This is a genomic window from Arthrobacter sp. B2I5 (assembly GCF_030816735.1).
Taxonomy (GTDB): Bacteria; Actinomycetota; Actinomycetes; order Actinomycetales; family Micrococcaceae; genus Arthrobacter.
The window spans coordinates 1,354,064-1,368,606 of record NZ_JAUSYF010000001.1 but is presented as its reverse complement, the minus strand read 5'-3'; the positions used below and the strand labels follow the sequence as shown (position 1 = coordinate 1,368,606).

General features: G+C 61.6%; 8 protein-coding genes and 1 pseudogene. 4 read left to right on the top strand and 5 right to left on the bottom strand.

Features of this window, described 5'->3' with window-relative positions; all coding sequences use genetic code 11:
* Position 1 precedes the first annotated feature (1 nt).
* From QFZ60_RS06495 to istB, 3 genes and pseudogenes are all read left to right on the top strand, one after another.
* On the top strand, positions 2–2,152 hold the full coding sequence (locus tag QFZ60_RS06495; RefSeq protein WP_307089138.1) for an acyltransferase family protein: 2,151 nt from the start codon (positions 2–4) through the stop codon (positions 2,150–2,152).
* 591 nt (positions 2,153–2,743) lie between these two features.
* Positions 2,744–3,788 (top strand): annotated as a pseudogene (locus tag QFZ60_RS06490) (DDE-type integrase/transposase/recombinase).
* Complete coding sequence (gene istB, locus QFZ60_RS06485) at positions 3,788–4,576, top strand: IS21-like element helper ATPase IstB (protein ID WP_307089137.1); 789 nt, start codon at positions 3,788–3,790, stop codon at positions 4,574–4,576. The pseudogene QFZ60_RS06490 and the gene istB overlap by 1 nt, the downstream one beginning before the upstream one ends.
* Before the next feature lie 198 nt (positions 4,577–4,774).
* Here istB and QFZ60_RS06480 read toward each other — a convergent pair whose 3' ends face one another.
* From QFZ60_RS06480 to glf, 4 genes are read right to left on the bottom strand one after another with little or no spacing between them, the layout of a single operon-like run.
* Positions 4,775–5,500 (bottom strand): ABC transporter ATP-binding protein, encoded by a 726-nt coding sequence (locus QFZ60_RS06480; protein WP_307089135.1) that lies wholly within the window; start codon positions 5,498–5,500, stop codon positions 4,775–4,777.
* Positions 5,501–6,382: an ABC transporter permease gene (locus QFZ60_RS06475; RefSeq protein WP_307089133.1), complete on the bottom strand. Its 882-nt coding sequence runs from the start codon at positions 6,380–6,382 to the stop codon at positions 5,501–5,503. It lies immediately after the preceding gene.
* The gene (locus QFZ60_RS06470; RefSeq protein WP_307089131.1) at positions 6,379–8,403 is read right to left on the bottom strand and encodes a glycosyltransferase; all 2,025 of its coding nucleotides are present in this window, start codon (positions 8,401–8,403) and stop codon (positions 6,379–6,381) included. Before QFZ60_RS06470 ends, QFZ60_RS06475 begins: the two co-directional genes overlap by 4 nt.
* Positions 8,400–9,587, bottom strand: a complete 1,188-nt coding sequence (gene glf / locus QFZ60_RS06465) for a UDP-galactopyranose mutase (protein WP_307089130.1) — start codon at positions 9,585–9,587, stop codon at positions 8,400–8,402. Before glf ends, QFZ60_RS06470 begins: the two co-directional genes overlap by 4 nt.
* 244 nt (positions 9,588–9,831) lie before the next feature.
* Between glf and QFZ60_RS06460 the strand changes: the two genes are divergently transcribed.
* Positions 9,832–13,920 (top strand): FtsK/SpoIIIE domain-containing protein, encoded by a 4,089-nt coding sequence (locus QFZ60_RS06460; RefSeq protein ID WP_307089129.1) that lies wholly within the window; start codon positions 9,832–9,834, stop codon positions 13,918–13,920.
* A 60-nt stretch (positions 13,921–13,980) separates the two neighbouring features.
* Here the strand turns inward: QFZ60_RS06460 and QFZ60_RS06455 are convergent, their stop codons facing one another.
* A complete protein-coding gene (locus QFZ60_RS06455; RefSeq protein WP_373427664.1) occupies positions 13,981–14,469 on the bottom strand; it encodes a hypothetical protein in 489 nt (162 codons plus the stop codon).
* Positions 14,470–14,543 lie beyond the last annotated feature (74 nt).

Genomic DNA, 14,543 nt, shown 5'->3' with positions numbered 1-14,543 from the left:
CGTGATCGAACAGACTCTGGAGTATACGGCTCCGCAACGGACCAGAACCGCCAGGGCCGTACGCAAAGATATACAGGCATTGCGTGCCTTGGCCGTTGGTCTTGTAGTTCTCAATCACTTGTGGCCCGACAAGTTGACAGGCGGGTATGTTGGCGTTGACGTTTTCTTTGTGATCTCGGGCTTCCTCATATCCACGCACTTGCTTGTGGAGTTGAAGGAAACAGGGCGAATCGCATTGGGACGCTTCTACGCCCGCCGAATCAAGCGGCTTCTGCCTGCTGCAACGCTCGTCAGCGTTTTGTCCTTGGTCGCTGCCTGGCTTCTCCTGCCTTTTTCCCGCTGGTTCGGTATCGCGCAGGAGACCTTGGCCTCAGTTCTGTACATTGAGAATTGGCTGCTAGCCGCAAAGTCTGTGAATTATTCCTCTCACAACGACGCTGCGTCGACCGTGCAGCACTACTGGTCGCTCTCAGTTGAGGAGCAGTTCTACCTTGTCTGGCCGCTGCTGCTTATTGGCCTGGCTGTTGCAGCCCGGAGATATAGTCCTGTCCGGGCACCGCTTCTCTTCAGCGCTGTTGGCCTCCTAAGTGTCCTGTCCCTGGCATACTGCGTCTGGTTTACCTACACAGGCAGCACCCAAGCGTACTTCGTCACACCGGCGCGGGTTTGGGAGTTCGGGGCCGGCGCCATGGCGGCAATTGTCGGGCTCCGGCAACATACCTTGCGGCACGGGAAATTCCTGACCCTTCAGCCGCAAGTATCGGGTACCTTGCAGTGGCTTGGATATGGTCTCGTTATCGTGGCGGCTTTCAAGCTCACGAGCAACACCCCGTTCCCTGGTATTGCCGCAACCCTGCCGGTGCTTGGTGCACTCCTGGTCATTATGTCTGGACCCGAAGGGCCAGTATGGTCACCCGACATCCTCCTGCGCGCCAAACCAGTCCAAGTCGTGGGCGGCCTCTCCTACTCGCTCTACTTATGGCACTGGCCGCTCATCGTCCTTGCACCGAGCGTCTTGGGTACGGCCGCAGGGGTGGGAAATGCCCACAAAGCAGCTATCCTGGTCGTGTCGTTCGGCCTCGCCTACGTCACCAAGAGATTTGTTGAAGACCCCAATCGAGGTTCGTTTGGGGGCAGTACAGGCCTCCGCGGTGTCTTCATCAAACTGGCCGCGGCAATGTTAGCTGTATGTGCCCTTTGCGGAGCCCTTCTCATTGGCCTGGGGAAGGCTCAGGAAGCAGAAGCAGCAAAGCTGCAGAGCCTTGCCGGGCAGCCATGTTATGGAGCACGCAGCTTAGACCAGCAGTCATGTCCCGACCCGTTCGGTCCAGCACAGGTCAATGGAGTCAGCGCGGATGAGAGTCCTTGGTTTAATGCCAAGGAATGCGCGCCAGCGGCTGACCCGATAGTTGTTCAGGGCCGGACGCTGCTTGTGGATTGTGATTTCACTTCCGGCGAGAAACCGACTGCGACCGTGTGGCTGGTGGGCGACTCCCACGCGGAGCAATGGAAGGCTGCGATTTACGAACTGGCGAGACACCATAAATGGAAGGTCAGAGAATCTCTTCTGGGCGGTTGTCCCTTCATTGATGTCAAGCGAGTCGCCTTCAAGGGAGCCCAAAGCATGGACGCGCAATTCCAGCAGCAATGCCTGGAGTGGGGTAGGCAGGTCACAAGCCGTGTGATTGACGAGAAACCGGACATACTGTTCGTCTCCTCCTTTTCCGCCGGTGAGACGGTGGACGACGGGACTCGGCGGCCTCAACATGAGCAGTACAGCCAGGCCGTGGCCAGTCGCTTCACAAGCTGGGCAGAGTCCGGCGCCGCTATATATGTGCTTCGGGATACACCGCTTACACTTCAAAGAAGCAGTCCTGATTGCGTCGAACTGAATAAAGGCAACCCGGTGGAGTGCGCCAACCCTCGGTCCGAGGCATTGGTGGCAGACCCGGTTGCCGACGCAGCACGCGCGATGCGTAACCCAAAGATCCGGGTCATTGACCTTTCCGATCAATTCTGCACTGACATGACATGTCACGCCGTCATTGGCGGACTTCCGGTCTACTACGACACTGATCATATAGCGCGGAGCTATATGCATTCAATGGTCCCCATGTTGGCTCAGCGCTTCAACGAAGCGAGCATGTATTGATCGGTCATTTTGGTGGGACAAATGGATAGGTGCACCACAAGCGGTCGCCGGTTCCTCTGACGGCCCGGGCCGGCCTCCGCCATCCGCTACCAGTGTTCCGGACGCCCTATAGTCAGTGGCCTCATTTTCAGTTGGCGTCAACAGTTCGGGGTTGTCTTCGATGATGGACAGGTTGCCTGATACCGGCTGCTAAAGAAACCACTCGCCAGATCGAGCAATACTTCAGGGCGATGAAAGCACGCTGGAACCGGGAAGCAGCAGCTCGGCTCGCAGATCAAGCCCGTGAAGGAGGCTGGACTCACGAGGAGTACCTCGCCGTGAATATGTCCTGATAGCGGCCATGAAAACCGCCCGTAGGCGCGCCCATGAAATTGCCCACTGATGGCCAGTAGAACTGCTCACTTCCTTACTAAACCTGTCGCGTCTTAATCTTGGCGCCAGGAACGTGCCCTGGCACCCGTCGGAGCTGGTCGCCTACACAAACGTTTTCCGGACGATCCCCAAACGTGCCCGTCACGTTGTCGGTGACGGTCGGAAGTGCGCCATTGTGACGGTTGAAAACTGAGCCACCTGTTCCAAACGATTGGGTGGGTGATCACAGTGGAGGATTGGGCGCTTATTCGGCGGTTGCATCTGGCCGAGGGTGAGTCGATGAGGTCGATAGCGGCGCGGTTAGGGATCTCCAGGAACACTGTCGCGAAGGCAGTCAGCGCTGACGGTCCGCCAACTTACGTTCGGGCGCCGTAGGACTCCGGGATCAAGGCTGTGGAACCGGCAATTCGTGCGCTGCTGGTGGAGAATCCGCGGATGCCGGCGACGGTGTTGGCTGAACGGGTTGGCTGGTCTGGGTCTGCAGCCTGGTTCCGGGAGAACGTGGCCAGGATCAGGCCCGAGTATGCCCCGGCTGATCCTGCTGACCGGATCTCTTACGATCCCGGGGATCAGGCGCAGTGCGATCTGTGGTTTCCGGAGGTGCGGATACCCGTCGGTCCCGGCAAAGCCAGGGTGTTGCCGGTCCTGGTGATGGTCTGCTCGCATTCACGGTTCATCATGGCCCGGATGATCCCGTCCCGGATGACCGGGGAACCTGCTGGCCGGGATGTGGGAGCTGCTCGGATCCCTGGGTGCGGTTCCGCGGCGGCTGATCTGGGACAACGAAACGGGCATCGGCCACCAGCTCGGCCAGTGGCTGCCGAAAGCCAACGCCCGGCTAGTTAGGAGGACCGGCGCCCGCCCGGCGGACCTGCTCGCTGCGGACAAAACGGCAATGCTGGCGCTGCCGCCGGTTCCACCGGTCACCGGCTTCACCGCAAGGAGTCCGGCTGCCGAGGGACTACTACGTCCGGATGGGATCCAACGACTACTCCGTCCACCCGCAGGCCACCGGCCGGTTCGTCGACGTCACCGCGGATCTCGACACTGTGAGGATCAGCCTGGACGGCAGACCGGTCGGCACCCACCCCGGTCGTGGGGCGCCGGTCTGACCATCACCGACCCGGACCACGTCGAGGCGGCAAGGGCACTGCGGAAGGCCTTCCAAAACCCTCACCCGGTCGGCGAAACAACCGGGTTGCGGGACCTGGCGGACTACGACCGGGCGTTCGGGGTTGTCCTGGATGATGGGCAGGTTGCCTGATGCCGGCCGCGAAGGAAACCTTAGGCCAGATCGAGTACTACTCCCGTGCGATGAAAGCACCCCGGATCCGTGAAGCAGCGACCCGGCTCGCGGACCAGGCCCGTGAAGGAGGCTGGACGCACGAGGAATACCTCGCCGCTGTGCTGTCCCGGGAAGTCGCAGCCAGGGAAGCCTCCGGCGCCGAGATCAGGGCCCGGGCAGCTGGTTTCCCGGCCCAGAAATCACTCGAAGACTTCAACTTCGATCACCAGCCCGGCCTCAAACGCGACACCATCGCGCACCTGGCGACGGGCGCGTTCCTCACCGAAGCGTCCAACATCGTCCTGCTCGGACCGCCCGGCACCGGCAAAACCCACCTAGCCACCGGCCTGGGCATACGCGCCACCCAGCTCGGTCACCGGGTCCTGTTCGCCACCGCCATCGACTGGGTCGCCCGGCTCCAGGCAGCCCACCAGAACGGCCGGCTGCCCCAGGAACTGGTCAGGCTGCGCCGCTACGGCCTGATCATCGTGGACGAAGTCGGCTACATCCCCTTCGAGCAGGACGCCGCTAACCTGTTCTTCCAACTGGTCTCATCTCGCTACGAGCACGCCTCGCTGATCCTGACCTCGAACCTGCCCTTCGCCCGCTGGGGCGACGTCTTCGGCGATCAGGTTGTCGCCTCGGCCATGATCGACCGCATCGTCCACCACGCCGAAGTCATCACCCTCAAAGGCTCCAGCTACCGCCTCAAACACACCCAGGTCGACTCGCTGCCCTCGACAAAGCCGGAAAATACGGCAGAATAACCAGCGTCAAAGCGGCTCACTTTTCAGCCCGCGAAACGGCTCACTTTTCGACCATCGCTGACACACGTAGAGTCAACAGCCCGACCAATGTGAAGCGTTGAGAGGAATGTACGTCTTCTCGGCCGCAATGAGAGACAGGACCAGTGACCAGAGAAGTTGAGAGCACCGTGACCGGTACGGATACGTATGTTTGTGGAACTAGCCCCTGAGTAGTTGCACTGCCTCATGGATTGGACCGTCGAACTTCACATTTCCGTGCTCCATCAGAACGCCTCGATCACAAATACGGGCTACCAGATCAAGGTCGTGGCTGACCACAACCAGGGTCTTGCCGGCCCGCGCCAAATCCTGGATCTTGTCGATGCACTTCCGTTGGAAAGGCTCGTCTCCAACCGCGAGGATCTCGTCGATGAGGAACACCTCAGGGTCTGTGTGCACAGCTACCGAGAAGGCCAATCGCAGGTACATGCCGGAGGAGTAGAACTTGACCTCGGTATCGATGAACTGGCCGATCTCGGAAAATTCGACAATGTCATCGAATCGCTCCTTGATCTGCTGCTCCGTCATTCCCAGGATGGCGCCGTTGAGGAACACATTATCCCGCCCGGAGAGGTCAGGGTGGAAGCCAGCGCCTACTTCGATGAGTCCAGCAACCCGGCCCCTTGTCTTTACCGTCCCGCTGTCGGGGAGCATGACTCCCGAAATATGCTTGAGCAGAGTGGACTTGCCCGAACCGTTCAACCCCAGGAGCGCCACGGTCTCCCCGGCCTCGATGTTGAGGGAAACGTTCTTTAGTGCGTGGAACTTCTCTGAGAGGTCTCCCTTGCGTCCCTTGACGAGCCAAACAACGGCTTCTTTGATGGACCGCGTATGACGGAGGACAAATTGCTTGCTGATGTCAGAAACTTCAATTGCGTTGATCACTTAAAGCTCCTGCGCGAAGCGCCCCTCGAGGCGCCGAAAGGTGAATTGGCCCAGCACGAGGATCGCCAAGGCAAGTCCCAGCCCGACAGGCAGCCAAAGACTGAAAAGGTTCGGGGGCATGGCGGCAGATCCGTCGGTCGTCGGAAACCAGAAGGCATAGTGGAACAGTTCCACACCGATGGTGATCGGGTTCGCCTGATAGACAGCAAACCATGCTGTTCCCAGCTTCTCCTGCACCATCGACCATGCGTACATCACCGGTGAAGCCCAGGTGGCAATCATCAGGAGCATGTCCACCAGGTTCTCGGAATCGCGGAAGTAGACGTTGGCCGCGCCGAACAAGAGACCAAGTCCAGTGGCGAGCAGAGCCACGATGACGAAACCCGCAACCGCAGCCAGCAGCTGGATGAGGTTAGGATGCCAGCCGGCGAAAAGGCACCCGATCACCAGCACCACCAGCTGCGGGAAGAAGTGCACGGCCGACACCCAGACGGAAGCAATGGGAAAGAGCTCGCGCGGAAGATAGATCTTCTTGATGAGGTTCCCGTTATTGACTATTGACCGTGCGGCATTGCCCAGGGCCTCAGTGAAGAAGTTAATCAGGACAATGCCGGAGAACAGGTAGACCGCATAGTTTGAAAGCCCTTCCGGGTTCCGCGCACTGCGCTCAAGGCCGAGGAAAACCCCCAACGCCACATAGAAGACAATGAACTGCACACCGGGCTTAACGTATGACCAGACAAGGCCCAGCACAGAGCCCCGGTAACGCACCTTGAGCTCTTTGCGGACCAGCAGCTTAAGCAGGAAGCCGGACTGCCTGATGTCCCGCAGCCCACCGCCAAGTCCGGGAGTGGTTAACTCACCGGCTGCGATTGCGCTCACTTGATCTCGTTCTGGGTGTGTTGCTCGAACGTCTTCCTCCAGGACTCCATGGAGGTCAGCTCCGAAACGGCGGCTTTGTACTTCTTACTGAGAGCGGGCCAATCCTTCAGCAAGGCAGCGTGGAGCTTGCCGCTTTCGGCCAACATTTTCCGCAACTGCTTGGGATCGCGCCGATACCAGGAAGCACCCGTGCCCTCGGCGTTGGACACTACGGCGCTGTCATACTGCGCCATCCGCCACCACCGGTTGTCCTGGTGTGCGATGGTCGTTTGCGGCCGTTGCGCGCTGGTGCCCTTGACCGGGCTCGCCAGTTGCCGAACTACAGTCTTTGCTGCCCAGGGAAGGAGAGTCAGTTTTCCTGGCTGCGAGGGGCCGTGCCCCCGGCGGGGTGGCTTGTCCATCTTGGGCGCAGGGAAGTCCTCGGGGTCAGGACGGAAGACTGCATCCGAGTGTGCGGACATCATCTCGCGGATCTGGGGCAGCTTCGCTGACAGGAGTTCGGGAAGGGCGCCTGGACCCTTCAACACGTCCTCCAGCGCCCATTGCCGGCCCTGGGCTGTGGCGTACTGCATCGAGACGAGGTGCTTGACGTCGGCGTATTGCGACTCCTTCATGACCCTGCCGCCGAACTCGTAGGGACTATGCAGCAGCGCAGCTACCACCCGGTTGCGGGCATGGAAGTACGCCTGCCAACCAACCAAGTCGTCCTTGTCGATCCAGGAAACGTGCCAGACGGCCGAACCAGGCAGCGACACAGTGGGGTAACCGGCTGCCTTGGCCCGCAATCCGTACTCAGAGTCGTCCCATTTAATGAACAGCGGGAGTGAGAGACCAATCTCGCGGATTACCTGGGTGGGGATGAGGCACATCCACCAGCCGTTGTAGTCAACGTCGCAACGCCGGTGCAGCCACGGGGTCTGACGAAGGTTGGACGACAGGAAGTCGTGCCCAAGAATCATGTCCTCGCTCGGGAGCGACGGCTGGAACCTGTAGGGGTTAACAACTTCGCCGAAGGTATGCAGGACGGTGCGGTTGTAGAGGTCGAACATGTGTCCTCCGACGAGGGTCGGAGTCTTGCACCGGTCCGCGAAGGTCAGGAGCCGAATGATGCTTTCCGGCTCAACGACAACATCGTCATCCATCAACAAGGCGTAATCGCTGCCGTTCTCGACAGCTTCGAACATGCCCCGGGCAAAACCGCCGGACCCGCCCAGGTTGGACTGGTTGATGATGCGCAGCTTGCCCTTGAGCGATCGCTTAACGTCGTCGAAACCCTCAGCGTCAGAAAGTTTCTGTGTGCCCTGGTCAACAATCAGGATCTCCTGTACGTGGGCAAGAGCTTCTTCACTGTCGGCAAGGAGCCGCAGGTTGTTGAGGCAGAAATCCGTCTTGTTCAGGGTGGTGATCTGGAGCGTGACGGACCCAAGCGTTGTTTCTACTGCCGGACCCTGCCATTCGGCGTCGAGCATGATCAGGGGCTCGGTTCCGGCCAGCAGATCGAACCAGTACCACCCGCCGTCGCCGAAGGGCGCCAGTGAAAGTTCAAACGTGCTCTCAGCGTTGCCTTCGACCCGCCGGGTGTCCACCCGCTGCAGTGAGCCGCGGGCGTTTGACTTGTAAACGATAACGGAGCCTGCGCCCTGTGTCCGGACCTGGAGCCGGATCTTATCCACTGTCGTCCACCGGCGCCAGTAGCTGGCGGGGAAAGCGTTGAAGTAGGTGCCGAAGGAAACCCGTTCGCCGGAGCGGACAGAGGTTGATTGCCGCGAAAGGAAGTCCTCCACGTGCGCTTCTTTGGTGGGGCTGCTGATGGTCCGAGCCCTGGTCGCCTTCCCGTCCCCATCCCCCGCCGTCGGCAGCTGGATGCCGGTGGCGGTGCCCATGTCCATATACAGCGGTACCGTGTCCATCTGGCTGGCGCTGGGCAGAATCACGCGCTGAAGCGTCTGCCAGGCCTCCCGGGTCTTGCCCGCATCAGCTTTCACGGTGTTCTTCGCCTTGTTGTCGGTAGGGACGCTCATGCGTCGACTCCCCCACTCTCAAGCTGCACGCCGCTCTCGAAGTGCGGCCGGATCTTGTTGTCGAACATGCTGAGCGCGGAACCGATGGCCATGTGCATGTCAAGGTACTTGTACGTGCCCAGGCGCCCACCGAAGAGCACGTCCTTTTCGGCAGCGGCAAGATCGCGGTACTTGAGCAGCCGCTCCCTGTCGGCTGACGTATTGACCGGGTAGTAGGGCTCGTCGTCCTTCTCAGCAAAACGCGAGAATTCACGCATGATGATTGTCTTTTCGGTCTGGTAGTCGCGCTCGGGGTGGAAGTGGCGCGGTTCGATAATGCGCGTGTAAGAGACGTCGTCATCGTTGTAGTTCACAACGGATGTGCCCTGGAAGTCGCCCATGTCCAGGACTTCTTCCTCAAAATCGATAGTGCGCCAGGAGAGGTCGCCCTCTGTGTAGTCGAAGTACCGGTCGACCGGGCCCGTGTAGACGACCGGGATGTTGCCAACAACCTTGTTCTTGCTGTACTCGTGCGACTCATCGAAGAAGTCGGTGTTGAGCCGCACCTCGATATTGGGGTGTTCCGCCATCTTTTCGATCCAGGCAGTGTAGCCGTTGGTCGGCAGGCCCTCGTACTTGTCGTTGAAGTAGCGGTTGTCGTAGTTGTAGCGCACCGGTAGCCGGGAAATGATGCCTGCCGGCAGGTCCTTGGGATCCGTCTGCCACTGCTTGCCGGTGTAGTGCTTGATGAAAGCCTCGTAAAGCGGCCGGCCGATCAGCTGTATACCCTTGTCATTCAGGTTCTGCGGATCGGTGCCTGCCAGTTCCCCGGCCTGTTCCTGGATCAGTTCGCGGGCCTGGCCCGGGGTCATGTTGGCGCGGAAGAACTGGTTGATCGTGGCCAGGTTAATGGGCAGGGAGTAAACCTCACCCTTGTGCACGCCGTAGACCTTGTGAACGTAGTTGGTGAACGTCGTGAACCGGTTGACGTACTCCCACACGCGCTCGTTGGAGGTGTGGAAGAGGTGCGCACCATAGCGGTGCACCTCAATTCCGGTCTGCTCTTCCTTTTCGCTGTATGCGTTTCCGCCGATGTGATGGCGCCGGTCGAGGACAACGACCTTCAGGCCGAGCTCAGTGGCGGCCTGTTCTGCGATTGTCAGGCCAAAAAAGCCGGACCCTACGATGACAAGGTCAGCGGTCACAAAATCTCCTGGTTCGAATGCGGGCAGCGCAATGATGCGCATTGTCTGCTGCTCTAGCCTACCCGAGGGACTGTACGGCCCGTCGAATCAGCATTCCTGCTGTGACCCGGCACACGGGGCGGCAAGCAGCAGCCTAAAGACGCTCCCGTCAGCTTTGCAGCTTATCCACATAGGGGATGAAGCTCATGCCTTGAGTTGCCCCCGGCGGCTAGCGTGTGGGTACATCACCGAAGGATCAACACCCATGACGCTGAATTGCACTCTGGTGGGCGGACCGGGAACGCCACGCCCCCAGCCACCCGTGGAACTGTCCATAGATGCTCCTGCCGGGACGGCAGGCCACGTTGTCCATGAGCAGTTGATCCATAAGTTCGGTGTAGGCGCTGTCACTGTGGACGGGAAGGATCTCTGCTCCTTGGTCCTGGGCGTGCCGCCGCTCGTGGAAGCGGCGATCCTTGTCGACGGCGGCCCCAGCCCTTCGGACCGGCGTCTCCGGCGCCAGCCCGGTGCTGATGCTGCCCCTCCCCTGATCCTCGCCGTCGACAGTGGAGCAGCGGCGGGAACTGTCGTGCCGCTGCGGCGTGGCACGTACACCATCGGCCGAAGCGGCACACGAATCGTCATCCCTGACCCCGAGCTGTCCCGCGAACACGCACGTCTTGTCGTCACCGACACGAGGATCATGTTGGTTGACCTGGATAGTGCCAACGGCACCTACGTCGACGGCGAAAGGATACGGAGCACCATAATCTCGACGGACTCAGCCATCAGGTGCGGTCAGTCAAACTTGTCTCTGATATTCGCAGACGTGCAGGGGAAAGTCCTGGCGGATGCCGGAAAGTCGGTGGCTGAACCGATCGTGGTTCCCGGCCGTCCTGACACAGGAAGTCGAACGCTGATCCTTCTGACCGCAGTCCTCCCACTGGCCCTGGGGGTGCTGCTGGCCGTTCTCACAGGAATGTGGATGTTCCTTGCTTTCTCCGCAGCTTCCGTACTTTCAGCCCTGGTGCCCGCTGTCAGCGGGCGGCGGCAGAGGCGGGAACTGTTAGCCGCTGTGACGTCGGCTGTTGAGCAAGACAGGGAACGGCGACGGCGGAGTGCCCCTCCGCTGCCCATCGTCACCCTGGCAGCCCCAAAGGCTGAAGGGACGTCCATCCCGGACTCCTCCGGCGACAAAGTATGGTTGCGGCTTGGCCAGGGAGAACAACCGGCCAATATCAGGATTGAACCGGCCGGCCCGGCCCGGACAGTCCCAACGGCGGGAACCGTCCCAGTAGTGCTCGACCCTGGCCGCCCGCTCACCATCCTCGGCGGCCCTGGGTTGGCCATCGATGGCGCCCTTCGTTCCTGTCTGATGCAACTGGCGGGCTACCCGCGTGCGGACAAACTGCAGGTCCTTGTCTATGGCCCGCCGGCAGCCCTCCCCCTCGCAGCCCGGTATCTAAGCAGAGTGACGCTGGCTGCAACACTGGATGCCGCCCTCCATGTCGTGAACAGCTGCGATCAACTGGGCTGCGAGCGCGGAGTCCTGTTGATTCGTGGGGACAGCGCTGCAGCTGCGGCCGAACACGAGGTGCGTGAAGCAGCGGTCCAGCGGGGGTGGCAGGTTCTTCATTTCCTGCCTGAGGACGGGGAACCAGCCGCAGCGGATGTCTTCCTGTCCGAGCGCAGATCAACGCTGGCGCAGAACTACCGGGAGATTGTGTTTGTCCCGGACCTGGTGCCGGCCGAAGTGTTCACCGCTTTCTGCCGACGCCTGGCAGGCTCCCGGCACCAGGGCGAAGAACAGGTAAGGAGCGTTCCCGCTTCATGCAGTCTTGACGAAGTCCTGCCCCTGACGCTCGCGGCCACCGCTGACCGCTGGAGCTCCAGCACCAGGATTGAGGGGCTGCCCGTACCCGTGGGGGTGAGTACGTCAGGAACGAAGGTCCTGGACCTCCTCGCCGACGGCCCCCATCTGCTGGTGGCGGGCACAACAGGCTCAGGGAAGTCGGAACTGCTCCGGAGCCTGACCCTCGCGCTCTCCCTGACCTATCCGCCGGACCGGGTCAACTTCTACTTCATCGACTTCAAGGGAGGTTCAGGTCTTGGTCCGCTGAGCGGCCTGGTTCATTGCGTAGGACTGCAAACAGATCTTTCCGCCGACGAACTGGATCGGACCCTGAGGTCGCTTCGGGCCGAAGTGCAACTCCGTGAGCGGTGCCTCGCCGCGGCCCGCGTCCCTGACCTCTCCACATACCGCTCCACAGTGGCTGCCGAGGATTTTGTTCTCCCCCACCTGGTCATCGTCATTGATGAGTTCAGGATGCTGGTCGATGATGCACCGGAGGTTCTTCGTGAGCTGCTGCGGATAGCGTCGATCGGACGGTCGCTGGGCATCCACTTGATCATGGCCACGCAAAGACCGCAGGGAGCATTAACAGCTGACATCCGCGCAAACGTCACCTCAAGCATCGCCCTTCGGGTGCAGTCCGACATGGAATCTGTGGATATCGTCAACTCCAAGGACGCCGCGGCCATCAGTGTTGACACTCCCGGCCGCGCCTTCCTGGCCCGCGGGACGGAAGCGGCCGTGGAGTTCCAGGCGGCGTCCCTGTCGTCCGCTTCCAGGGGCAAACAGCCAAGCGCCGTTACGGTGCACCGGACAATGGAATATCTTGCCCGCCAGGCAGCCGGGCCAGGCGGCGGTCGCGCCTCCGCAGCCACCCCTGCGCAGGCAGTGGAACCGCTGGCAGCCCTGGTGAGGAGCCTGTGTGCTGCACTGCAGAAGCCCGTCCCGAGAAGGCCAGTGGCTCCTCCCCTGCCCGATGCACTGGAAGAACCCTCACGAAACGCGCCAACCATCAATTCAGGAGGCCCGCCACCCCTTTCCCTGGAATCGGAGACGCCGGCGGGGCAGGTGCGCCTTGGCCTGATGGACGTGCCCGAAAAACAAAGGCTTGAGCCCCTTGAGTGGAGCCCTGCCAGTCACGGCCACGCAGCATTCATTGGCAGTCCTGCATCCGGAGCGGGTTCGGCCCTGGAACTGACCGCCCATAAACTAATGGCCGGCCCAGACCAGGCCCACTTCTATTTCCTGGACACAACTGGGAATTTTTGCCCGTTGGCAGGTGAAGCCCGGGTGGGCGCGCATGCCGGACTCCATGACCTGCGGCGTGGAGTCCGTATTTTGGAGCGGCTAGTCCGTGAGCTGGGGCAACGGCTAGGCCAGCCCCTTGCCAAGCAGGTACCGCTCGTCCTCGTGATCGTCGGCTGGGGCTCCTGGGTTTCGGCTTTCCGGTCGGGACCGCTTACGTGGGCGGAGGATCTGGTTCATGACCTCGTCAGGGACGGCACCAGGGCAGGTATCACCGTCCTGGTGCATGGGGAGCGCGAGCTTGTCACGGCCAGATTCTTTGGCGCCATTCCCAACCGATTCTTCTTTCCCGCCGGCACCAGTGAGGAAAGCCGCGCCATGTGGCCTCGGATGCCTGCGATGCCGGCCGTCACCGGCAGGGCGGCAGCCTTCGGCCCTGTCTCCGGCGGCGGTCCGGTTCTTTGCCAGTTCTATCGCAACCCGGCCCCGGACCCAGCGGAAGGTGGGAGCGGTGCCCAATATCCGGCCGCCGCATCGCCGCCCTTCCGTGTAGAACCACTCCCCGCGAAAATCACCGTGGGGCAGGTGGCAGCGTCCATGGAAGAGGCCGGGCTGCAGCACTGCGGGGTGCCATACGTTCCCGGCAAGGACCGAGCCGGCTGGGAGCGGAGTTCCGAACTCCCGAAATCGCACCGCCGGCAGAGCGACGTCTTCCTGGGGGTTGCCGGCGACGAGCCCGTTCCAGCGTCCCTGCGGTTGCCCAGCCCCGGCGTCACCGCAATTCTTGGCAACCCGGGAAGCGGCAAAACCAACACCCTGCTCGCAGTGGCGGCACTCAACCCGGCGCAACAATGGTGCACCTCTCCCATGCCGGCAGAGGCCGCGGGAGATTTCTGGAAGGACCTGCTGGTGCAGGCGGAGGGCGGCGGACTGCCGCGGAAGACCGTGCTGCTGGTGGACGACGTCGACCAGCTTGCCCCGCCGGCACTGAGGGCTCTGGAGCAGTTGAATGCCTTAGGCCACTCCCTGATGGTCACTGCTGCATACAGCCCGATGCTGTTCCAACACGTTCCGCTGGTCATGAACGCACGGGCTGCCGGCGTCGGACTTCTGCTGGGCCCACGTTCCCCAGGCGACGGCGACCTGTTCGGGGTCAGGTTTGACGTTGAGGCCAATCCCCCGCCAGGACGTGGTGTGCTCATCTCAGGCGGGCGGTCCCGCCCCCTTCAGGTCGCTTGGTCGGGGGCCCCAGCGTGAGTAAGCCCGGGACGGCGTCAAACGCAGACCGGGCTGCGCAGCACGGCACCGGCCAGCAGGTCAAAGAGCAGGGGGTGCACTTCCTGTCCGCGAGGCATGGCTGATCACCTTGTTGGAGAACAGGAGAACGATGGCGATGACGGCGGGGACCACCATGGCCAGCCCGGCAAGAACCAGTCCGCTGGTTATGGCAGGTACTCCGACGGTCAGGACGAATAACTGGGCCACCAGCGCCGCCGCCCGGGTCCACCGGTAGCCCCGGTAGAGAAAGACGGACACCGCAAACAGCCAGGCGGAAAAAGCCAGCAGGAGGCCCAAGGTGAAGACGGCGCCCCAGAACGACAGCACGGGGCTCCCGCTGAGCAGTTCATAGGCGTACCACCCGGCCGCAACCAGGAGGGCAGTGGCTTCTGCAGCCGCCACAAGCGCCACCACCTTGGCCGCCGCGGGAACGATCTCCGAGCGTCCGTCTACGGAGCGTCCAGCACCTTCGCGGGGCTCGTCAGGGGAAGCTGGGACACCTGCTGGGTTTACCGGGGGTCTTGACACACTGGCACCATACCGGACATAGTCGGACACTGGTGAGGGCGGGAGCCGCCACTGTGATGCATCGCTCAGGTTTC

Coding starts and splice junctions, on each gene's coding strand:
- istB (WP_307089137.1), top strand. CDS start 3,788: ATGCCGGCCGCGAAGGAAACCTTAGGCCAGATCGAGTACTACTCCCGT.
- QFZ60_RS06470 (WP_307089131.1), bottom strand. CDS start 8,403: ATGAGCGTCCCTACCGACAACAAGGCGAAGAACACCGTGAAAGCTGAT.
- QFZ60_RS06460 (WP_307089129.1), top strand. CDS start 9,832: ATGACGCTGAATTGCACTCTGGTGGGCGGACCGGGAACGCCACGCCCC.